The organism is Mesorhizobium sp. M0207, from assembly GCF_040321995.1.
In the GTDB taxonomy this organism is placed as follows: domain Bacteria; phylum Pseudomonadota; class Alphaproteobacteria; order Rhizobiales; family Rhizobiaceae; genus Mesorhizobium.
Window position 1 is genome coordinate 75,001 of the sequence record NZ_JAMYSQ010000022.1, and the last position, 21,659, is coordinate 96,659.

22 protein-coding genes and 1 tRNA gene are annotated in these 21,659 nt (G+C 62.8%); 5 read left to right on the forward strand and 18 right to left on the reverse strand.

The features are described 5' to 3' along the window. Positions 1–330: 330 nt before the first annotated feature. The 4 genes from NKJ15_RS24915 to NKJ15_RS24930 form a co-directional block, all read right to left on the reverse strand. A complete protein-coding gene (locus NKJ15_RS24915; RefSeq protein WP_352818169.1) occupies positions 331–819 on the reverse strand; it encodes an NUDIX hydrolase in 489 nt (162 codons plus the stop codon). 222 nt (positions 820–1,041) lie between these two features. After that, positions 1,042–1,542, reverse strand: coding sequence for a xanthine phosphoribosyltransferase (gpt, locus tag NKJ15_RS24920; protein ID WP_352474044.1), 501 nt, complete (start codon positions 1,540–1,542; stop codon positions 1,042–1,044). A gap of 112 nt (positions 1,543–1,654) precedes the next feature. Further along, positions 1,655–2,488 (reverse strand): universal stress protein, encoded by an 834-nt coding sequence (locus NKJ15_RS24925; RefSeq protein WP_352474045.1) that lies wholly within the window; start codon positions 2,486–2,488, stop codon positions 1,655–1,657. A 78-nt stretch (positions 2,489–2,566) separates the two neighbouring features. Then, a complete protein-coding gene (locus tag NKJ15_RS24930; RefSeq protein ID WP_352818172.1) occupies positions 2,567–3,316 on the reverse strand; it encodes a competence/damage-inducible protein A in 750 nt (249 codons plus the stop codon). Between the two features lie 148 nt (positions 3,317–3,464). Here NKJ15_RS24930 and NKJ15_RS24935 point away from each other — a divergent pair, with 148 nt between their 5' ends. Then, positions 3,465–4,451 (forward strand): alpha/beta fold hydrolase, encoded by a 987-nt coding sequence (locus NKJ15_RS24935; RefSeq protein WP_352818175.1) that lies wholly within the window; start codon positions 3,465–3,467, stop codon positions 4,449–4,451. Between the two features lie 88 nt (positions 4,452–4,539). On the opposite strand, the gene NKJ15_RS24940 is transcribed toward NKJ15_RS24935, so the two are convergent. From NKJ15_RS24940 to NKJ15_RS24975, 8 genes are all read right to left on the reverse strand, one after another. Further along, complete coding sequence (locus tag NKJ15_RS24940) at positions 4,540–5,433, reverse strand: carbohydrate ABC transporter permease (protein ID WP_023674766.1); 894 nt, start codon at positions 5,431–5,433, stop codon at positions 4,540–4,542. Between the two features lies 1 nt (position 5,434). Then, positions 5,435–6,331, reverse strand: a complete 897-nt coding sequence (locus tag NKJ15_RS24945) for a carbohydrate ABC transporter permease (RefSeq protein WP_352453492.1) — start codon at positions 6,329–6,331, stop codon at positions 5,435–5,437. A 141-nt stretch (positions 6,332–6,472) separates the two neighbouring features. After that, positions 6,473–7,798, reverse strand: a complete 1,326-nt coding sequence (locus NKJ15_RS24950) for an ABC transporter substrate-binding protein (RefSeq protein WP_352474051.1) — start codon at positions 7,796–7,798, stop codon at positions 6,473–6,475. A 33-nt stretch (positions 7,799–7,831) separates the two neighbouring features. Continuing rightward, positions 7,832–8,917, reverse strand: a complete 1,086-nt coding sequence (locus NKJ15_RS24955) for an ABC transporter ATP-binding protein (RefSeq protein WP_352818177.1) — start codon at positions 8,915–8,917, stop codon at positions 7,832–7,834. A 164-nt stretch (positions 8,918–9,081) separates the two neighbouring features. After that, entirely contained in the window at positions 9,082–9,321 is a 240-nt protein-coding gene (locus tag NKJ15_RS24960; RefSeq protein ID WP_023674770.1) for a DUF2188 domain-containing protein, read from the reverse strand. Between the two features lie 28 nt (positions 9,322–9,349). Continuing rightward, on the reverse strand, positions 9,350–9,643 hold the full coding sequence (locus NKJ15_RS24965) for a DUF982 domain-containing protein (protein WP_352541401.1): 294 nt from the start codon (positions 9,641–9,643) through the stop codon (positions 9,350–9,352). Positions 9,644–9,705: 62 nt separating this feature from the next. Next, positions 9,706–10,023, reverse strand: coding sequence for an SH3 domain-containing protein (locus NKJ15_RS24970; protein ID WP_352818180.1), 318 nt, complete (start codon positions 10,021–10,023; stop codon positions 9,706–9,708). A gap of 108 nt (positions 10,024–10,131) precedes the next feature. Then, complete coding sequence (locus tag NKJ15_RS24975; RefSeq protein WP_352501621.1) at positions 10,132–11,235, reverse strand: NADH:flavin oxidoreductase/NADH oxidase; 1,104 nt, start codon at positions 11,233–11,235, stop codon at positions 10,132–10,134. 153 nt (positions 11,236–11,388) lie between these two features. Here NKJ15_RS24975 and NKJ15_RS24980 point away from each other — a divergent pair, with 153 nt between their 5' ends. Next, positions 11,389–11,967: an NUDIX domain-containing protein gene (locus tag NKJ15_RS24980; protein WP_254817694.1), complete on the forward strand. Its 579-nt coding sequence runs from the start codon at positions 11,389–11,391 to the stop codon at positions 11,965–11,967. Between the two features lie 127 nt (positions 11,968–12,094). Here NKJ15_RS24980 and NKJ15_RS24985 read toward each other — a convergent pair whose 3' ends face one another. The 3 genes from NKJ15_RS24985 to NKJ15_RS24995 form a co-directional block, all read right to left on the reverse strand. After that, entirely contained in the window at positions 12,095–12,382 is a 288-nt protein-coding gene (locus NKJ15_RS24985; RefSeq protein WP_023674775.1) for a ribbon-helix-helix domain-containing protein, read from the reverse strand. 324 nt (positions 12,383–12,706) lie between these two features. Continuing rightward, a tRNA-Leu gene (locus NKJ15_RS24990) sits at positions 12,707–12,795 on the reverse strand. 75 nt (positions 12,796–12,870) lie between these two features. Further along, positions 12,871–13,185, reverse strand: coding sequence for a site-specific integrase (locus tag NKJ15_RS24995; RefSeq protein WP_352818183.1), 315 nt, complete (start codon positions 13,183–13,185; stop codon positions 12,871–12,873). A gap of 349 nt (positions 13,186–13,534) precedes the next feature. Between NKJ15_RS24995 and NKJ15_RS25000 the strand changes: the two genes are divergently transcribed. The 3 genes from NKJ15_RS25000 to ade all read left to right on the forward strand — a co-directional run bounded on the left by NKJ15_RS25000 (position 13,535) and on the right by ade (position 17,438). Beyond that, positions 13,535–14,017: a class I SAM-dependent methyltransferase gene (locus NKJ15_RS25000; RefSeq protein WP_352818186.1), complete on the forward strand. Its 483-nt coding sequence runs from the start codon at positions 13,535–13,537 to the stop codon at positions 14,015–14,017. Between the two features lie 561 nt (positions 14,018–14,578). Beyond that, positions 14,579–15,031, forward strand: a complete 453-nt coding sequence (locus tag NKJ15_RS25005; protein ID WP_352818188.1) for a cupin domain-containing protein — start codon at positions 14,579–14,581, stop codon at positions 15,029–15,031. Positions 15,032–15,626: 595 nt separating this feature from the next. Continuing rightward, complete coding sequence (gene ade / locus NKJ15_RS25010; protein WP_352541395.1) at positions 15,627–17,438, forward strand: adenine deaminase; 1,812 nt, start codon at positions 15,627–15,629, stop codon at positions 17,436–17,438. Positions 17,439–17,682: 244 nt separating this feature from the next. On the opposite strand, the gene NKJ15_RS25015 is transcribed toward ade, so the two are convergent. The 3 genes from NKJ15_RS25015 to NKJ15_RS25025 all read right to left on the reverse strand — a co-directional run bounded on the left by NKJ15_RS25015 (position 17,683) and on the right by NKJ15_RS25025 (position 21,551). Beyond that, positions 17,683–18,846 (reverse strand): alpha/beta hydrolase, encoded by a 1,164-nt coding sequence (locus tag NKJ15_RS25015; protein ID WP_352818190.1) that lies wholly within the window; start codon positions 18,844–18,846, stop codon positions 17,683–17,685. Between the two features lie 132 nt (positions 18,847–18,978). After that, on the reverse strand, positions 18,979–20,052 hold the full coding sequence (locus NKJ15_RS25020; RefSeq protein ID WP_352451120.1) for an alpha/beta hydrolase: 1,074 nt from the start codon (positions 20,050–20,052) through the stop codon (positions 18,979–18,981). A gap of 104 nt (positions 20,053–20,156) precedes the next feature. Then, positions 20,157–21,551 (reverse strand): hypothetical protein, encoded by a 1,395-nt coding sequence (locus NKJ15_RS25025; RefSeq protein WP_352818192.1) that lies wholly within the window; start codon positions 21,549–21,551, stop codon positions 20,157–20,159. Positions 21,552–21,659: the final 108 nt, after the last annotated feature.

Here is a 21,659-nt window from a genome sequence, read left to right on the forward strand (position 1 = left end):
CGCCCCCCAAGGCTTCAAAATCCCACGCCTTCGCCGGCCTCGTAAACAGGCGGGAATGCGGCTCAAAACGCACATATTCCGGGAAAAAGACCGGCCTCGAAACTTTTCCGGTCGCACTCTCAACAGGAGCGCATGGCCTATAAAAGGCGACTCGTTTTGCGCCGTCAAGGATTCGTTTGCGTAGCTTTTATGACCCCAACATCTTGTGTGTCACATATGTGGATAACGGGGATAGAAGCGGAGCGCAGCGAAGAAGGTTCGGCTCTGGGTGGAGGCGCTTCGGCAACGACGTTCACAGCACCTGAGCGATAGGCTATGCTCGACTGAGACTCAGGAGAACCGATGCGGATCCGCGCAGAAATGGGCGATGATCTGGCTGAGGTCGGGTTCGTTGACCATGCGCACAGCCTCGGCGGCGCTGACCCACTTGCGGATGCGTGCCCGCTTTTCCTTCCAGCGGTCGGCGACCTTGTCGACCTGCAGCGGGAACACCAGCACCTCGCACGGCACTTCCTCGCCGGAATCCAGCACCTTGGCATAGAAATAGCGGCCGGCCTCGTGATGCGAGATCGTGCCGCGCAGCCCGGCCTCCTCGCCGGCTTCGCGCGCCGCCGCCTCGCAAAGCGGCTCCTTTGCTTCCGGCCAGCCCTTGGGAAGCACCCAGCGGCCGGTATCGCGGCTGGTGATCAGCATGATTTCGACGCCGTCCCCGCTATCGCGCCAAGGCAGGGCTGCAACCTGCAGGCGGTACGGCACCGCGCCTAAGAGTCGCCGGACCCTTTCGGCCTTATGGTTGTGCGTCGTTGGCCTCGTCAACATCGGAGAAGCTTGCCCCAGCTTCCAGAATCATTTGCCGTCTCACGAATCTTACGGCTAATTATAAGCAATGAAAGTAAAAAATGTTTCACGGATCGGCCAGATTCCGTCAATCTGCGCCGATCTCAGCCTAATGGCGCGACTGCAGCAGCGTCGCGCCACGCCTTTATCGGTGTGCGGAGGTCCTCTGGGCGGACTCGGTGCATCAAGCGGCGTTGCCGCGAATCAGCCGGCGTGGTCGTCGGCGATCGGCTTCTGGTAGGTGAAGCCCATGTCCCAGGGGAAATAGATCCAGGTGTCCTGGCTGACCTCGGTAACGAAAGTGTCGACCATCGGCCTGCCTTTCGGCTTGGCATAGACGGTGGCGAAATGCGCCTTGGGCATCATCGCGCGCACGATGCCCGCCGTCTTGCCGGTGTCGGTGAGGTCGTCGATGATCAGCACGCCGGCCCCGTCATCGACGAGCAGCGCCGGCGTGACCTCCTTCAGCACCTGCAATTGCCCCTGGCTGGTATAATCGTGGTAGGAGGCGACGCAGACCGTCTCGATGATGCGGATGCCAAGCTCGCGCGAAATGATAGCCGCCGGAACCAGGCCGCCGCGCGTGATGCAGACGATCGCCTTCCATTGCCCCTTGTTGGCGCCGGCAAGCCGCCAGGCGAGCGCGCGCGCATCGCGGTGGAACTGGTCCCAGGAGACCGGGAAGGCTTTTTCGGGCAGGGACATCTTTCGCGCACTCCGCAAAGCGCGCATCGCGCGCAGACACCATGGAATGCGCGCGGAATTAACTGGAAAGGCTTGGCCTTGGCAAGGGGCGTGGAAAGCTATCCCTGTGAACCTACCGCGACAGAAAGGCCGCCACGGGTGCGGTGCGCAGCACCGTTCGCGTCACGCCGCCGAACAGCAGCTGGCGCAGCCAGGAATGGCTGTAGGCGCCGAGCACGAGCAGGTCCGCACCCGACTCGGCGACCCTGGTCTGGATGATGTCGTCGACCGAGGCGCCGCCGGACCTCAGCACCGAGACGCTGACGGTCGCGCCATGCCTGGACAGCGAGGCGGCGATCTCGGCGCCGGCTGTTTCCGGCGCCTCGTCGAGCGTATCGGGCGGGTCGATGACGACGATGTCCGTCTTTTCGGCCTCGATAATGAAGGGCAGGGCATCGAAGGCCGCGCGCGCGGCTTCCTTGCTGCCGTTCCAGGCGAGCAGCACATGCTTGAAGCTGGTCACCAGCGAACCCGAATGCGGCACCACCAGCACCGGCCGGCCGGCATCGTAGACCAGGGTGTCGACGTCGGCGCTCGGGTCGCTGCCCGATTCGCGCTGCGCGGCGATGATCAGGTCCGCGGTGCGAACGGTCGAGATGCCGGTCAGCGCACTGTCGCCGGAAAAACTCTCGAGGCTGCGCCACTCGAACGACAGGCCGGAATTCTCGATGCGCTTGTGAAAGGCGGCCTGCAACTTCTCGGCGCGCTCCCGGTTCATGTCGGCGGAAACCTGCAGGAACTCGGTGTCCGGAAAGCCGGTGGCAGAGGTGTAGGGCACGGGCAGCGCCTCGGCATGGATGCCGATCAGATGGCTCTGGAATCGGCTGGCCAGCGGGATCGCGCAATCGAGGACGCGCTCGGCATCCGGTTCATTCTGCAATATGGCGACGATGGTCTTGAAGCGCATGGCAGTCCCTCACTTCATACGGCGATCCCACTCGTGACAAACGTCACTGCGCGATGCTGGTTCCGTCAGGCCGGCCGATCAGCCCACTCGGCTTGCCTTGATCAAGCCAGCCACCATAGCCTCTACGTCGGCGCGTGCGGAGTCCAGCGCCTGCTGGCTGCGGGCGCGCACCACCAGTTCCGTCCAGAACTTGCCGTCGCCATATTTCGGGTAGGAGCCGATGATCGTGTCCGGATGCGCCTTCTGGATGTCGCCCAGCGGCCCGCCGATCAGGCCTTCGCCGAACGGGCATTCCACGGTTGCCGACAGCATTTTGGTGCCGGCCCGCAATGTCGGCACGACATTGTCGAGCATCGCCTGGAAAATCGCCGGCACGCCGGCCATGACATGGACGTTGCCAATGCGAAAGCCCGGCGCAACCGACACTGGATTATCGATGTGGTCTGCCCCGCGCGGCATCCGCGCCATGCGCTTGCGCGCTTCGGTGTATTCGATGCCGCGGGCGGCGTAGCTTGCCTCCAGCAGGGCGTAGGCCTTGGCGTCGTATTCGCATGGCACGCCAAAGGCCTTGGCAACCGAATCGGCGGTGATGTCGTCATGCGTCGGGCCGATGCCGCCGGTGGCGAAGACATAAGTATAGCGGGTGCGCAGCGCATTCACCGCAGCGACGATCTCGTCTTCTTCGTCCGCAACGATGCGCACTTCCTTCAGGTCGATGCCGATCGCCGTCATGATCTCGGCGAGGTGGCCGATGTTCTTGTCCTTGGTGCGGCCGGACAGAATCTCGTCGCCGATGACGAGCATGGCGGCGGTGACGATTTCGGTCATGGCAGGCTCCGGAAAACGGGTCGCCTGAGATAGCGCGGCAAACGGCCGGCGGCAATGCCGCCAAACGACGGATCCACCTGTGCCACCTCCCTTGCAGTGGAGCCGTCGGCGGGTGATGCTGCGCGCTGGTTTGGGCGCTGAGTGAAAAATGCCGGTATCAATTCTGCTATGGCTACCCGGCGCGCTGTTTCTGCTGGCGCTCGTCGTGGCAGCCTATCCGCTGCTGGCGACGCTGCGGATCGCGGCGAAGGCCGAAAGGCTGGTGCCGGCCAGTGGCAAATTCATCGAGATCGACGGCAACCGCATCCATTATGTCGAGACGGGCGAGGGGCGGCCGATCGTCTTCCTGCACGGCCTCGGCGCGCAGCTTCATCAATTCGGCCACACGCTGTTCGGACGGTTCGGCCCGGACTATCGGCTGATCGCGCTCGACCGTCCGGGCTCCGGCTATTCGGTGCGGGCCAGGGGCGCCAGCGGACGGCTGTCCGAGCAGGCCGAGGTCGTGCGGCATTTTATCGACGCGCTTGGGCTGGAAAAGCCTCTGGTCGTCGGTCATTCGCTGGGTGGCGCCATCGCGCTGACGCTGGCTATCGAGCATCCCACGGCGATTTCCGGTATCGCCTTGCTGGCACCGCTGACCCATCTGGAGCCGGACGCGCGCGAGAAGTTCGGCCCGCTATATGTCAAGTCGCCGCTGCGGCGCCGGATCATGGCTTATACGGTGGCGATCCCGGCGGCTCTCAAATATGCCGAAGCGACGCTTGCCTTCATTTTCGCGCCGCAGACGGCGCCGACCGACTATATGGTCGAGGGCGGCGGCTGGTGCGGGCTCAGGCCAAGCCATTTCTACGCGACATCGACCGATGTCGTGGCGATCGCGCACGACCTTGGCCGCATCGAGCAACGCTATGGCGAGATCACCTTGCCGGCCGGCATTCTGTTTGGTGCTTCCGATCGCGTGCTGGGCATCGATATCCACGGCTGGCCGCTGATGGAAAAGATCAGCGGGCTCGATTTCGAACCTGTCGAGGGGCTTGGCCACATGCCGCAATTCGTCGAGCCGGAACGGGTCGTCGCTTTCATCGAACGCATTGCCGACCGCGCATTTGCGCCGAAGTCCGACACCAGCAGCTGACACCCTCCCGGAACGCGGTCTCGGCCGGCAGGGTGCCCGCCCCGGGCATCCCGGTCGCCGGGAATACCTCCGAACTTAATCACGTCGGCTATTCCTTCACGGCTCCGGTCATCGAGGAAACATAATGCTCGACAAAGAACGAATAGAGCACCACCACCGGCAGCGAGCCGATCAGCGCTCCCGCCATCAGCGCCCCCCATTCATAGACGTCCGAGCGCACCAGCTCGGTGAGCACGCCGACCGGCACAGTCTTGTTTTCGGACGACTGGATGAAGGTCAAGGCGTAGATGAACTCGTTCCATGACAGCGTGAATGCGAAGATGCCGGCGGAAATCAGCCCCGGTACCGACAGCGGCAGCACGATCTTGGTGAGGATCTGCCAGCGGCTCGCCCCGTCGATCAGCGCGCATTCTTCCAGCTCGAACGGGATCGAGCGGAAATAGCCCATCAGCAGCCAGGTGCAGAACGGGATCAGGAAGGTCGGATAGGTGAGGATGAGCGCGAACGGCGTGTCGTAAAGTCCAAGGTTGAACACCATCACAGACAGCGGAATGAACAGGATCGACGGCGGCACGAGATAGGCGAGGAACACCGCGAGGCCGACCTGCCGCGCCCCGGAGAACCTCAAGCGTTCGATCGCATAGGCAGCGAACACGGCAGCCAGCAGCGACAGGAACGTGGCGGCGGTCGAGATGATGATCGTGTTGAGCAGCCAGCCCGGATAAGACGTCTCGAAGAGCAGGTAGCGGATATGCTCGAGCGTCGGATGCACCACCCAGAACGGATTGAAATTGGCGTAGTCGGTCATCTCGAGGTTGGGCTTAACCGCCGTGATCGTCATCCAGTAGAACGGAAACAACAGCACGATGACGAAGATCAGCAACGGCAGGTAGACCGTCACCACGCGCCGCGGCAAACTCTGCAGGTAGCCCATGCCGCCTTCGTCGAGTTCCGGGCGTTTGCTCGTTTCGATCGCGGTCATGTCAATCTCCGCCGCCCTGCTGCCATTTGCGACGCTGCAGGCCAAAATAGCTGAACAGGATCGCCGCCAGCAGGAACGGGATCATGGCAACTGCGATCGCGGCGCCTTCGCCAAGCTGGCCTCCGGAAATGCCGCGCTGGAACGACAGCGTCGCCATCAGATGCGTGGCGTTCACCGGCCCGCCGCGCGTCAGCACATAAATCAGCTGGAAGTCGGTGAAGGTGAACAGCACCGAAAACGTCATGGTGATGGCGATGATCGGCGTCAGCAGCGGCAGCGTCACATAGCGGAACAATTGCCAGCGGCTGGCGCCGTCGAGCGTGGCGGCCTCGTAGAGCGACTGCGGAATCGTCTGCAGGCCGGCAAGCAGCGTGATCGCCACGAAAGGAATGCCGCGCCAGACGTTGGCGGCGATGACCGAAGCCCGCGCATTCTCGGGATCGCCGAGGAAGTTGATGCGATGGTCGATCAGGCCCATTTCCATAAGCGCCCAGGACAGGATCGAGAATTGCGAATCGTAGATCCACCAGAAGGCGATCGCCGACAGCACCGTCGGCACCACCCAGGGCAGCAGGACGATCGCGCGGAAGAACGACTTGAACGGCAGGTTCTGGTTGAGGATAAGCGCCAGCCACAGGCCGAGCGCAAACTTCAGGACCGAGGCGCTGATCGTGTAGAGCAAGGTGTTGAAGACCGAGAGCCAGAAGACGGCGTCATCCCACAGATATTCGTAGTTCTCGATACCGATGAAGATGCCGGGGCGGCCGATGCGGGCATCGGTGAAGCCGAGCCAGACGCCGAGCCCGAGCGGATAGGTCAGGAAGACCAGTAGCAGCGCCGCCGCCGGCAGCATGAAGCCGAAGCCAAGCGCGTTATGACTTTCGGACACGAACGTCATAATGCGCGACAGCGCCGACCGGCGTGGCTGAGCGGCAGTGGAGGTCACGGCCATGGGTCGGCTCCTCTAAGGTCTCATTGAACGGCGGGCGGCCATGCGCGATTCGAAGCCGGGCAGCATGGCTGCCCGGCTGAACCCGGCTCAAACGCGATAGTAGCGGTTTGCGCGCTTCTCGGCCTCTTCCATCGCTTCTTGCGGTGTCGCCTGGCCTGTCACCGCCTTGGCGAACATGTCGACCAGCACATAGTCGGCCATGGTCGCTGCCGAGGCATAGCCAAGCGGGCCGGCATAGCCGTTGGGCCGCAGCGTCGCCGAGGCCTTGGCGTAGGCGGCATTGTTCGGATCGGCCGTCCACACCGGGTTGTTGTCGAAGGCCTTGAGCGTCTGGCAGCAATAGCCTGCCGACGACGTGATCCACTGCGACATTTGCGGATCCTCGAACATGAACTGCAGGTAGGCCTTGGCGGCGTTGGGGTAGGGCGTGTAGTCGAAGATCACGGCCGTGGTCACCTGGAACAGCTCGACGGATTTTCCGACCGGGCCGATCGGCAGGTTGGTGGTGCGGATGTCCTTGGCCATCTCGGCCAGTTTCGGATCCTTGTCCTTGTTGATCTTGGCGGTGTTGTAGGCCGAAATGCCGTTGGCGATGACGCTCAATTCGCCGGCCAGGAAGGCGCGGTTGTTGTTGACGTCGAGCCAGCTTTCGGTACCGGGAATGAAGGTCTTGTAGAGTTGCTGCGCGTATTCGATCGCCTTCAGCGTCTCGGGGCTGTTGATCGTCACCTTGCTGCTCTCGTCGACCATCTGGCCGCCATGGCTCCACAGCAGCCAGTGGGCGTAGTTGTTGCCATCGCCGACGCCGTGGCCATGCGTGAAGCCGGCCGGGTGCCCCTTCGCCTGCAATGCCTTGCAAAGCTCGAGCAGGCCTGCCGTGTCCTTCGGAAATTCGGAGAAGCCAGCCTCTTTCACCCAGCTTTCACGATAGACGATGGCATTGCCGATGGTCGCCAGCGGCAGGCCGAGGAACTTGCCTTGCCGTGTCGCATATTGGTGCGGTCCATCGTGCCAGCCGCCATATTTCGAGCCGAGATATTCCCCCAGCTCCGTCACGTCGTGCAGCTTGTCGGGATATTGGTGCGGGTCGTCGAACCAGACGAACATCAGGTCCGGACCGGAGCCGACATTGGCGGCGACCGCCGCCTTGGGGCGGATGTCCTCCCAGCTTTCCTTGTCGACACGGACCTCGACGCCGGTCGCTTCGGTGAAGCGTTTGGTGTTGGCCAGCCATTGATCCTCGTCGCCCTGCACGAAAGGCGACCAGCGCAGCAGCCTGAGCTTGGCGCCGTCCTCGGGCTTGTATTTCAACCCCTCCTGGGCAAAGGCGGGAGAGCCGACGAGCCGGCTTCCCAAGGCTCCCGCCGCAACGCCGGCGGTGGTGCGGATCACGTCGCGTCTGGTGAATTTCATGCTCGCTTCCTCCTGCTTATTGTCCTTGCCGTCCTACTGCCTGATGGGCGTTTCGAACCGCTGACCGGTTTCGCCGTGAAAGAGGTGGATGAGGCCAGGCTCGGCCGTAAGCCGGATGGTTTCGCCCGGCGTGAAGGAATGGCGTTCGCGGAAATTTGCGACGATCTCATCGCCGCCGGCGGTGCGGCCGATGAGCTGCACTTCGGACCCTGTCGGCTCGACCACCACGACGGTGACCGGAATGCCCTGATTGTCGGACAGCCGTAAATGCTCGGGCCGTATCCCCAGCACGACCGGCTCACCATTGCCGATGGAAAGTGCCGAGGCCAACGGGACCGAAATCCCGCCGGCGCCGCGAAATGACGGCGAGCCGTCGCTGACGATGTCGCCTCTGAGCATGTTCATGGCGGGCGAGCCGATGAAACTGGCGACAAACAGATTGTTCGGCCGGTCGTACAACTCGAGCGGCGGCCCGATCTGCTCGACGATGCCGTCATGCATGACGACGATCTTGTCGGCCATGGTCATCGCCTCGATCTGGTCGTGGGTGACGTAGACCGTCGTCGTCTTCAGGCGCTGGTGCAGTTCCTTGATCTCGGCACGCATCTGCACCCGGAGCTTGGCATCGAGATTGGACAGCGGCTCGTCGAACAGGAAAACCTGCGGATCGCGCACGATCGCCCGGCCCATGGCAACGCGCTGGCGCTGGCCGCCGGAAAGCTGGCGCGGATAACGGTCGAGCAGCGGCACCAGTCCCAGGATTTCGGCCGCGCGCCGCACGCCGGCATCGCTCTCCGTCTTGGGAACGCCCTTGAGCATCAGCGAGAACGCCATGTTCTCGGCGACCGTCATATGCGGATAGAGCGCATAGTTCTGGAAGACCATGGCGACGTCGCGCTCCTTTGGCGCAACGTTGTTGACGACACGTTTGCCGATCGCGATCTGGCCGCGCGAGATCTTTTCCAGGCCGGCGATCATCCTGAGCAGGGTCGACTTTCCGCAACCCGAAGGACCGACCAGCGTGACGAACTCGCCGTCGTCTATGTCGACGCTGACCCCGTGCAGGACCTCGACGGTCCCAAATGATTTGTAGACATCGCCGATCGCGACAGACGCCATCGATCTCCTCCCGATTGATTCCCGCAACGACTTCGAAGGAAACCGCTTTCCTGCCTGGCCCGCGACGGCGCCCAGGCTCCTCCCCGGTCACCCGCGATGTGAGACGGTAGCGCTACCATACCGACCTGTAAAGCACGCCGGCATCACCTGGATATCGGCACACTCTAATCCGAAACCTCGGTCTGCGGCCGGTCGCGGCCGTCGGCGAGCTCGTCGTGCCATTTGCCGTCGGCGTCCTCGTACTGGATGCCGTCGGTGTTGCCGGCGACCTGCTGTTCGGCCGAAGCGATTTCGGCGGCGCGCAACGCGTCCTGATGGGTGGGGAACGTTTCGGAGAATGTCGAGCCGACCTTGTAGGCCCAGCCTCCGTCATGCTCGACGATCTTGTAGGTCAGTTTCGCCATGAAACCCTCCGGTTGAAAGCCCGTTGCCTCAATGCAGCCTATCGTCGGCCAATCTGTCGTCTGGCAGCCTGTCGTCTGGGACCAGCACGTCCGATTCCCTGGCGGCTTCGATCAGTGCCCGGCGCGCATCCGCCGTCGAACGATAACCTTCCAGCACTTTTAGGCAAGTGTCGAGGGCATCACGATGACGCGGCCCGCGGTTGAGTGGCCAGATCGTCATCAAGCACTCCGCCGCCTCCTGGGCGCTGCGGATCTGCCGATATTTGCCGACATGGCCGAGTTCGACCACGACCGGCTTTTCAAATGGCTTGCTGTCCATCATCGCCGCCAACGCGGAGCGGCCGATTTGGTTGCAACAGCTATTTTAGCTCAGGCGAAAATAGCTCAATAGCCGCAGTCGTTGCGCAGCCAGCTTGCATTCGCCCAGCCGGTGCGGCCGCCGAAATCGACCTTGTACCAGCTTCCGCGGCGGTCGAAGATCTCGGTTTGGTCGCCGTTGAACAATTGCCCGATCATGCGCGACGACGAGTTCGGTCGGGCTCGAACGGCGAGAAAGCCGCTTCCCGTCGCCAGATTGTAGTGCCTGGAAAGGCCGTGCACCGTGCCTTCGCAATATTGCGCCCCGGCCGGCGTCGGTGCGGCGAACGACAGCCCGGCCAACACCGCGGCAGCAGCCGCAATGGAATTCCCCCTGAACGGCATGTCTCTGCTCCCCCAACCCGCCGCGCCCAGCCGCGGCCCCGGCCACCCTACACCGGCAGAGGATCAATGCGAAGCTGTGCTGGCCCGTCTAGCGAGACGAACCCGCCGTCAGTTCGCCGCCTTCATCCAGTGCTGCATCGTCGTCACCGAGCGGGCAAGCTGCGGCGCCGGGTGGATTTTTTCGCCGAAGGTGGCCGCGGCGCGCCAGCCCCAGCGCGGATCGGCAAGGAAAGCGCGCGCCAGCGCCACCATGTCGGCGCGGCCGTCGGCGACGATCGCCTCGGCCTGTTTCGGATCGTCGATCAGACCGACGGCCCGCGTCGGGATGCCGACGGCCTTGCGCACCGCTTCGGCCAGATGAACCTGGTAGCCGGGCCCGGAGGGCAGCTTCTGCAACGGTGAATTGCCGCCGCTCGAGCAGCAGAGATAGGCGACGCCGGCTTCCTTCAGCGCTTTTGCCACTTCGATCGCATCCTCGACCTCGAAGCCGCCATCGACCCATTCCTTGATCGACAGACGCGCGCCCAGCATCAGCCTGGGCACCGCCTTCTTCACCGCCTTGGCGATCTCGACGGCGAAACGCATGCGGTTTTCCAGCGAGCCGCCCCAGCGGTCGGTGCGCCGGTTGGAGAGCGGCGACAGGAACTGGAAGATCAGATAGCCATGCGCGGCATGCAGCTCGATGAAGTCGAAGCCGGCGCGCTCGGCCCGCCGGGCTGCTTCGGCGAAGCGTTCGATGATTTGCAGTATCTCGTCATCCTCCAGCGCCCGCGGCACCTGCCAGCCGGTGTCGTAGGCGATGGCCGAGGCCGACACGATCGGCCACGGATCCTGATCGGCATGCAGCGGGCCGCCGCCCTCCCAGGGTTTGCGGTTCGAGGCCTTGCGGCCGGCATGGGCAAGCTGCGTGCCGAATTTCGTGCCCGGTGCGGCGACACGCTTGGCTGCATCCAGCGTGCGTCGCGCCGCCGCCTCGTTGTCCTCGGAATAGAGGCCGAGACAGCCATGCGAGATGCGGCCGCGCCGTTCGACATCGGTCATCTCGACTGTGACCATGCCGGCGCCCGACATCGCCAGGTTCATCCAGTGATAGAGGTGCCAATCGCTGGCCGAGCCGTCCTCGGCCGAATACTGGCACATCGGCGCGACCGCGATGCGGTTGGGGAAGGTCAGGCCGTCGAGGGTGATCGGCTGGAAAAGCGATGAGGTCATAAAAAACTCCGGAAAGGGTTGCCGCTATTTATGCAGCCGATTGTGCCAGCGCCAGACACGAGACGGTGAACCGGTGCTCTGGACCAATTGGTGGCCCGATTGCACGAACCGCCGTTCGCGGCTACGCCTTGCCGCGGCAGCAGGGAGTCCACCATGGAAGATCGCATTCGCATCCGCTCCGAGGAAGTCCTTTCCGACGAGTGGGCGGTTTTGAAAAAGACCGTCTTCGACTATCGCCGGCGCGACGGCAAATGGGAAACGCACACCCGCCAGACCTACGATCGCGGCGACGGCGCGGTGATCCTGCCTTTCGATCCGGAGCGTTCGACGGTGCTTCTGGTGCGGCAGTTCCGCTACCCGGCCTACGTCACCGGCCACAAGGAGCCGCTGATCGAGGCCTGCGCCGGCCTGCTCGACGAAGACGATCCCGAAACCTGCATCCGCAAGGAGGCCGAGGAGGAACTCGGCTACCGCCTGAAGGACGTGCAGCGGCTGTTTTCGCCCTATATGAGCCCCGGCAGCGTGACCGAGCGGCTCTGGTTCTTCGTCGCCCGCTATTCGCCCGCCGACCGCATTTCCGACGGCGGCGGTGCGCATGACGAAGGCGAAGACATCGAAGTTCTCGAAATGCCGCTCGACGAAGCACTGGCCGGCATCCACGACGGTCGCATCATCGACGCCAAGACGATTATTTTGATCCAGCACCTGAAGCTGAACCCGATCGGGAGGTGAGCCATGCTATAGGCCACGATCCCGCCAACGAACGATTCCGCACGGGCTGTGGAGGAATATTCCTCTATGTAGCGATACAGCGCATCCAACTGGCGCTCCGCTTGCGCGGAAAATACAACCGTGCGCGTCATTCCTTAGTGGCATCATCACGTCGCGCGGCGGCGCGGTCGCGGATACGCAGCATGACCTGCTCGGCAGGGATGGCGCTGGACGGATTCGCCTTGTACTCGTCGTAGCTCTGGGCGACTTCCTCGCGCAGCCAGCGTTCAACGGCGGCGTCGCGGTCGAGCAGCGCGCGCACGCCCTCGCGCAGCACTTCGCTGACGGAGGCGTAGGCGCCGGATTCGACCTTGCGCGCGACGGCCTCGGCCATGTCGCGCGGGAGGGTGATACTTATCGGCTGGGTGGTTCGCATGGGCGGACTCCTTTTCCACCATATAGCAGCCGATGTGACAAAATCATATCGAAATTGCTGGCGATGATGCGCGCGACCGATACCGCCGCCCTTGCCTGAGTGCGCTTTGGAAGCTGGCAAACGAACATGCGGACACCGGATACGCATATCGCAGTTCTCGTATCGGCTCGCCGGCTCCTGGTCGTGAAATGGCATGTGGCAGCCTGTATCCGGCGAGTTCACGCTCTTGCTTAGGCCGCAATGGCGCCGATGTTGCTGGTGCGGACGACGGGAATCGAACCCGTACGATCAGAGATCGAGGGATATTAAGTCCCTTGCGAGGCTTGGTGTGGGCGACGGGATTTGAACCCGTAAGTGCTTGAAACACCGGCAGATTTTAAGTCTGCTGCGTATACCAGTTCCGCCACGCCCACTTCCCACATTGTGGGGAAATCCCACCGGTCTCCCACATGGCTTTCCCACACGGTCGGCTTAGGATTTGCCGTTCACTACCACGAGCCTCGGAGCCGCGCCACCTTCGAGGCGGTCAGGTTGTCGAGCAAGTGATTGGGTGCGAGGTGGGCGTAGTTCAGGGTGGTCTGGATCGACTTTTGACCCGTCCAGATTTGGACGCGCCGGATGTCGATGCCACGGATGATCTGCCACGAGCAGCACGTATGCCGCGTTGTGTAGACCACGGTGTCGGACAGTCCTGGGATGTGTTCGCGGATGCTGCGCCACACCTCTATGACCTCCCACTTGCCGATGTCGCAGAGGTCGCTGTGCTGCATCGGACGATGGATGCCCTTGCGGTTCTGAGCCATCAGGCGACTGCCGAGAGATCGGGGTCGTGATGCGTTAATGGGGTTGGCTGGACTAGCTTTGAAGGCGATGTCCTAAACACCGTCCTCTCCTACTCCAATGCGAGCGCCTAGTTTCCCGCAAGTTGAGATCAGCAAGGCGCCTCGCAGCGCCCTTGAACGTGGTGTCCATGATGTTTTTCTGTGTTTTTGTGGGGGGCAGGCTTTTCTTGGCCACGACTTATGAATAGTAGAAGGTAACGAGCGCTATATTTCGGCGATCTCTAATTTAGGAGTATATGATTTGTGGTGGTCAAGGTTCAAAAGAGGTTTTGCAGGAACATGGGAGGATAGACTGGACGGGATATTCTCATTGGAGATCGACTATGCTGGGAAATCCATTCTCGATGTTGGCTGCAATATGGGTGTTGTCGCCTATGAGATCTCCAAGCTGAAACCCAGTTCGATCCACGGGATCGACATTGCCAAGCCGCATATCGAGACTGCAAAGATGTTGTTGAGTGGCTCCCCGGTGCATGCCCGGTTCGATCGCCTGAATCTTGGCAGCCGGCGCCTCGGTAATATCCTTCTACCGAAATACGATATCGTCCTGCTGCTGGCCGTCTATCAGCACATGCAGCGCAACATCGGCCCGGACAAGGCACGAAGGGTGCTTTCCAATATTGTGAGGCGCACCTCGAACGTCGTTGCCCGCGTTCCGCCTGGAACGGATGGCGAATTTATCGAAACGCTTTCTGACGAGGGGTTCAAGGTTAAGAGCACTCACACATCACCTCTTGGCAGTCATGTGCTGGTGCTTGAGAAACCGCCTCACGCACCTCTAAGATTGTGCTGATTTAATTCGATTTCCTCTTCTGGAGCCACCCTTGGCGTAGTTGTCTAACTCGTCGTCGGTGCCGGCCTGCAGATTCATGTGGATTGGTTTGGCCATGAACGTCGGTTCTCCTTTTCCCACACGATTCCCACAACGGCGTGTTTCCCACAAAATCCGTTGCACGAGTGGTGAAATGAAAAACCCCGGCGCAAACCGGGGAATTACAAGCCTTGAGGGGTTAGTTGCGAGGGTGCAAAGGACTAGGACGGGATTTTAAGTCCCTTGCGTCTACCAATTCCGCCACATCCGCAGGCCAGTCCTTTTCAGATGCCGGGCAGGGGCCGTCAAGCCGTCTTTTGCCGTAGAGAAATCTGGAAGCTAGCGAGGCCGATCACCTACAGTTATACAAACAAAATCGTTTCACCTGGAAATGTTTTTAGCGGCAGCTTCCGCGGCTACCGCGAATGCGCGTCCCCCGTTCGCAGGATGCGTTCGGGCGCTCTGCCCTGATAGACTCCAATTGGCAAGTGGATCGGCGCGCCGATACTCGACGCCGTCCTCTACAGACATTGGGAGATTGTCATGCTCAAGCTTGCCTCTGCCCTGGCACTGCTGCTTGTTGGGACGGCGCCTCTGTTTGCCGATGAGATGCCGATGAACGCCAAAGACATCAAATGGGGTCCTGCTCCTGCTGTCATTCCCGCTGGCGCGGAAATGGCTGTTGTCGCTGGAGACCCCTCAAAGGACGGCGCCTTTGTGCTGCGGTTGAAGACACTCGCCGGCTACAAAATTGCCGCACATAATCATCCCACCACGGAATACGTAACGGTGCTTTCCGGCAACTTCCATATTGGAATGGGCGATAAGCTCGACGAGTCGAAAGGTGTCGAACTGACTGCTGGCGGCTTCGGCGTCGCGCCGGCCGGAATGAATCACTTCGCCTGGACGACAAGCGATACGATCATCCAGGTTCATGGCGAGGGGCCATTCAAGATCACCTACGTCAACCCGGCAGACGATCCGAGCAAGAAGTGACAGTTCGGGATCGAATTGAGTGAACCGGCCGAAGGCTCGGAACGAGTGCGTCGAACTCCGCCACCGTCGATTCAGAAGGATCCTCTAACGAGACGAAAGCTGATTGGCCGCAACGGAATCGCATTCCCGCTTGGGCCATTTTGCCGTGAATGGCGCCATAACAGAAAAACCCGCCTCGGGAGGCGGGTCGTTGGAGCCAATTAGCACCATACCCAAATTAGTAGCATAGCTGCAGGCACAAAGCAAGAACAAAGTTGCTGCGGCCGGCACAAAATGCCCTTGGCGATTGGCGAAGGCCATGGCGCATCGATCTCCCTCCTTGAGGGCTCCTTGAGGGGAGATGGCCGGTAGGCCAGAGGGGGTCGTCGCGCGTGGATAGGCGACCCCTCTGTCGCCTTCGGCGACATCTCCCCCTCGAGGGCAGGGCTATCGCAGATGGAACGCCGAGGCTTTCGCTCTACGACGTACCCCCACCCCTAACCCCTCCCCACAAGGGCCTCGAGGGGGGAGATCTGCAACTTCGCCGTCCGCGCTTACTTCCCCGCTGGTCAAAATCCTCGCGGCTTGGCACAGTCGGGCAAAGAGGAGCCTGTTGATGCCGAAGACCGCCAATGCGACGAAACCAAAACCCTGGGCCGAGATGGCGACGCATCTGGTCGATGTCGCCATGGGCCGCAAGCCCGCCGATCTCGTCATCCGCAACGGGCGCTGGGTCAACGTCCATTCAGGCGAGATCATCGCCGGCACCGACATTGCCATTGCCGGCGGCCGCTTTGCCTATTGCGGGCCGAACGCCGGCCATGCCATCGGCCAGGGCACTAAGGTGGTCGATGCCGGCGGCCGCTATCTGGTGCCGGGGCTTTGCGACGCGCATATGCATGTCGAGAGCGGCATGGTGACGGTGACGGAATTCTGCCGCGCGGTGATCCCGCACGGCACCACCTCGATGTTCATCGATCCGCATGAGATCGCCAACGTGCTCGGCCTGCCGGGCGTGCGGCTGATGCATGACGAGGCCGTCGCCATGCCGGTCAACGTACTCGTGCAGATGCCGTCCTGCGTGCCTTCGGCACCGGGGCTGGAGCATGCCGGCGCCGAACTGACCGTCGCCGACGTTGCCGAAGCGATGAGCTGGGAAAACATCATCGGGCTCGGCGAGGTGATGAATTTTCCCGGCGTCGCCGCCAACGATCCGGTGATGTCGGGTGAGATCGCCGCGACGGTGAGGGCCGGCAAGACCGTCGGCGGGCATTATGCCTCGCGCGATCTCGGCCTGCCGTTCCATGGCTATGTCGCCGGCGGCCCTGAGGATGACCACGAAGGCACGCGCGCCGAGGACGCCATCGCCCGCGTCCGCCAGGGCATGAAGGCAATGCTGCGGCTGGGCTCGGCCTGGTACGACGTGGCCTCGCAGATCAAGGCGGTGACGGAGAGCGGGCTCGACCCGCGCAACTTCATCCTGTGCACCGACGACAGCCACTCCGGCACGCTGGTGCACGAAGGCCATATGGACCGGGTCGTGCGCCACGCCATCAGCCAGGGCTTGAAGCCGGTGACGGCGATCCAGATGGCGACGCTCAACACCGCCCAGCATTTCCGGCTGGAGCGCGAGATCGGCTCGATCGCGCCGGGACGGCTCGCCGATCTGCTGATCGTCTCCGACCTCGCCGAAATGACCATCGACGAGGTCTATGGCCGCGGCGTCAGGCTGGCCAAGGGCGGCAAGCTCGAAATCGACATTCCGGCCTACGACTATCCGAAGACGGCGAAGAACACCGTCAAGCTCGGCAGGAAGCTCAAGCCCGGCGACTTCGACATCGCCGCACCCATGGGCGCCAACGAGGTGCGGGTGCGCGTCATCGGCGTGATCGAGAATCAGGCGCCGACGCGGGCGCTGGAGGCCGATCTTGCCGTCGAGGACGGGCTGGTCGCCATGGACCGCCGCAACGATGTCTGCCAGATCGCGCTGGTCGAGCGCCACAAGGGCACCGGTGGCGTCACCAACGCCTTCGTCTCCGGCTTCGGCTACATCGGCGATTGCGCCATGGCGTCGAGCGTGGCCCACGATGCCCACCACATCATCGTCGTCGGCACCAACAAGCAGGATATGGCTCTGGCCGTGAACCGGCTGGGCGAGGTCGGCGGCGGCGTCGTGCTGTTTTCCAACGGCAAGGAGCTGGCGCTGGTCGAAATGCGGATCGCCGGGCTGATGTCGGACGAGCGCGCCGAAATCGTCGCCGCCAAGGCCGACAAACTCAGCGACGCCATGCGGCAGATGGGCTGCTCGCTCAACAACGCCTACATGCAGCACTCGCTGCTGGCGCTGGTCGTCATCCCCGAGCTCAGAATTTCCGACGTCGGCCTGATCGACGTGACGACTTTTCAGAAGGTCGATCTGTTCGTTTGAAGAATCATTGAACCCTGGAGGGACAGCGCCCCCCTCTGTCCTGCCGGACATCTCCCCCTCAAGGGGGGAAATTGGCAGTTTCGTTGACAGCGCCTTGTTCAAAGATGGAGATTGGCGAAAGCCGAAAGTGGTGGCCAATCTCCCCACTAGAGGGGGAGATGTCCGGCAGGACAGAGGGGCGCGAAGGATCGCTGCCGTGCGCTTTGTTCCGAACTGACGTCAACAGTGACCGCTCATCGATCGCTCACCCGCCGGTGGCGATGGTCAGCACTTTGAACGGCGTGGTGATGACGATTTCGGCGACCGAACCGACGGCCTTGCCGAGGCCCTGGCCGAGATTGTCGAGCTGGGCCGGCGCGGTCTCTTCGGAGGCGAGGCCCGCGGGGGCACGCAAGCGGTCGCCGAGCAGCTGCACCAGGAACGGATTGTCGGCGAATTTGGCGTGGTTCAGCCGGTCGCCGCCCTTGGTCTTGGTCAGGTCGACCACCGAGACGCCATAGCTGGCGAGGTCGGCCGCGTCGCCATAATCGCCGACGCGTGGCTTGTCGCCAGAGATCAGGGTCGACAGCCTGAGCGCCCGGTCGTCGCCCGAAAGCAGCACGGCGAACGGCTTGTCAGGCTTGCCGTAGCGGATCATCTGCTTCTTGAACACGTCGACGTCGATATCGGGTGAGGCCAGGATGACGTAGCCGAGCTTGCCGCCGAGGTCGCGGTCGCCGGTGATGGCAAGCTGGCGCAACGCTTCCATGGTCACCCAGGTCCCCATCGAATGGGCAATGATGTCGATGCTCTTGGCGCGGCTCTTGGCGAGCATGCGCAGCGTCGCTTCGAGATCGTCGCGCGCCGCATTGGCGCTTTCCTTGTCGTAGATGTAGCCGGTCGTCTTGCCGCTCGACGCCCACGAAAACAGCACCGGCGTGCCTGGGTATTTCGTGTCGTGCGCGATCTGCGTCAGCCGGTAGATACCGTCGTCGAAGCCGTTGTTGAAGCCGTGCACGAAAACCAGCGCGCGGTCGCCGCGCATCGCGATATCGGCGCCGACCGCTTTGGCGAATTGCGGCGCGCCTTCGTAGAAGGTGACGCCGGTCGCCGTGAAATCCTTCGCCGGATTGCTGTTGGCCGAGCCCTTGACCCGCTCGATGGCGCCGAGCTGGTGGATTTTGGGCACCGTCACCTCGACGCTGGCAAAGCTGGTGGTCGGCGAACGGTCGCCGTCGAACACCTGCCGGGGCGCTTTCATTGCCTTTTGCCGGGTCGTTGCGACGAAGATTTGATGCGTCGCCGCGATATCGGCAGCAGGCACGGTGATTGTCGTCTTGTTGAGCAGATCGTGCGTGTTCTGGCCGGCGCAGCCGGTAACCGCGAGCGCGAACGCAGCGACGAGAAAGATCTTCGAAGGCACGATCACGCGGGCTCCCGCAAAGGCGACGTCGAGCCGGAGACGTCTTGGCCTATTCGATAGAGGCAGAGGCCGGCACGGTCCAGTTCAAACTGTTCCGATTGTGCGGCAATGGTCAACGGTCGCTGCCGCGCAATGCAGCTATTGTCCGACCGAGGCGATGCGGTCTGTCACTTCGCGGTCGCTGGCAAACCCGTCATCCTCGCGCAGCTTCTGGCCGATCAACTGCACCAATTCCGGATTATCGGCGAATTTGGTGTGGTTGAAGCGGTCGGTTCCCTTGACGCTGGAGAGATCGACGACCGACACGCCATAGCTGGCGAGGTCGGCGGCGTTCTTGTAGTCGCCGACGCGCGGCCGCGCACCGGCGATCAGGCCGGAGAGCCGTAGCGCCCGGTCGTCGTCGGAGAGCAGCAGGATGAACGGCTTGTCCGGCTTGCCGTAGCGGCGCATCTGGCTCTTGAACACGTCGACGTCGATGTCGGGCGAGGCCAGCACGACGTCGCCGAGCTTGCCGCCCAGATCACGGTCGCCGGTGATGGCGAGCTGGCGCAACGCCTCCATGGTAACCCAGGTCCCCAGCGAATGGGCGACGATGTCGATGCGCCGCGCGCCGGTCTGCGCCAGCATTCTCAGCGTCACTTCCAACTGGTCGCGGGCAACGCTGGCGCTTTCCTTGTCGTAAACGTAGTCGGTGGTCTTGGCGCCCGACGCCCAGGAAAACAGCACCGGCGTGCCCGGATAGCCGGAATCATGGGTGATCTGGGTGACGCGGTAGACTGCGTCGTCGAAGCCGGTGTTGTAGCCGTGGACGAAGACCATGACGCGGCCGCCGCGCGCCGCGATGTCGGCGCTGAGGGCGCTGGAGAATTTCGGCTGGGTGTCGTAGCCGACGACCTCGGAAGCCATGAAGTATTTGGCCGGATCGTCCGACTTGCCGCGTGAGCGCCGCTCGATCTGGCCTGTCTTGTGGATGCCGGGGACGGTGACGTTGACGCGGGCATAGTTCAGCGTCGCCGAGCGCTCGCCGTCGAAGACCTTGTTGGGATCGTCGGAGCGCTTGCGCGTCGTGGCGATGAAGATCGAGTGATTGCCGGCGATTTCCGTCACCGGCACCGCCATCATGGCGCTGCCGAGCAGTTCCTCGGTTTGGCGGCCGCCGCAGCCAGCGAGCAGCGCGGCAAGGACAATGATGCAAATCGTCTTCAAGGGCACTTAAGCAATTCCACTCCGGCCTGACCAAAGGCCCATCCACCTCCGCCGCACCTCCCGGACAGGCGAAGTGCGGCAGAAGTAAGTCGCAGGCGCCCGAAATGCGCTCAGCGCCCCACGACTGCCATCGCACTGTTGCGCGAAAGCCAGAACGGCGGCAGGAACGCCGGAATGTTGGAAAACGGCAGCACTTCCGGCTTCAGTCTTATGCCAAGCACGTCGCGCATGAAGGCGCGGCGCGCCTCGATGCGGCGCCAGGCTTCCGGATAGCGCGCCGCGATCTCTTCGCGCAGCGCCTCGTCGGCCAGCGCGATGCCGTCCTCGATGTTTGTAGTGAAATAATCGGTGCCGGTCGCCGGGATGATGTCGACCTGCAACGCCATGCCCGATTTCAATCTGATGTCGGAGCCGGAAAATACCGGCGAATGCATCCATTCGTCGATATGGATGAGATGGCCGGGGTTGAGCGCTACGCCGAAGAACCGATCGCCGATGCGCTCGTGCACAGCTTGCCACAACGCGCCGCCGGGAACGCCGATGCCGACCGTCTCGTACCAGTCGACGACGGCGCAGAAATAGGGCGCGACCAGCTTCTCGACATAGTCCTGGATGCCCCTCGGAAGCTCGGCCGCGTCCTCGACCAGAAAACCGGCGCGGGCATTGAGCGAGCCCTGGATGCCATAGGCCATGGTGATCGGGTCGCCGCGCTTGATGACGTCAAGACGCGGGCTCGGCAGGCCATAGGCCGCCCGCCTGCCGGCCGACAGCATCGGGTGGCAGCATTGCGGCAGGCCGTTGATGCCCATCAGCCGCGCCGCCTGCAATTCGGTCATGCCGGGTTCGATGCCTTGCAGGACATTGCGCAGGCCTTGCGAGGAATAGGTCGCGGCGAATTCGAACGCGGCCAGTTGGTCGGCCTCGTTGATGGCGCGCAGGCCGTCGGCAGGGTTCATCAAAAGGTTCGCCGCGTTGATGATCACGCCCCTATCGCCGGCAAGGCTGCGCAGCGTGTCGGCGATGAAGGACGGCAGGTCGAGCGTCGTTTCGCCAAAACCCGCATCGCCGGGGCCGAACGGCTTCCAGCCGATGGCGCCGATGCGCTGGCCGGCTTTCAGGCCGCAACCGACGAGGATGTCGGCCAGCGCTTGCGAGCGGTCGCGCGGCTGCGCCGGCAGCGAGAACGTCTGGTAGAGCACGCGCTCGTAAGGCCCGTCGCAGATCTCGGCATAGCCCCAGCCCTCGTTGCCGACCAGCAGTTTCGGCGGCTTGCCGGGAACGATGACCAGCAGCGTCTCCTCGAAGCGAGGATCGTAGCCGCAGAGGTAGGCGACATTGGCCGCATGTTCGCGGTCGCCATAGACGACGAAGGCATCGAACCCGCCGCGCGCGACCAGTGCCGCTATACGGGCCTCGTAGGTGGCGCGCGTAACCAGCGGCATCACCGTCGGCTCGCCGAACTCCGGCAGCGACACGGTTTTCTGGGCCACCGATGCGACAGGCATGAACACACGCTCCTAACGGCCAACGAGGTTTTGGGAACACCCTTTCGGGTGGCCGGACAATGGCTTCGCGAGGCCGGATATGCAATAGCGGGACCGAATTCGCCTAGC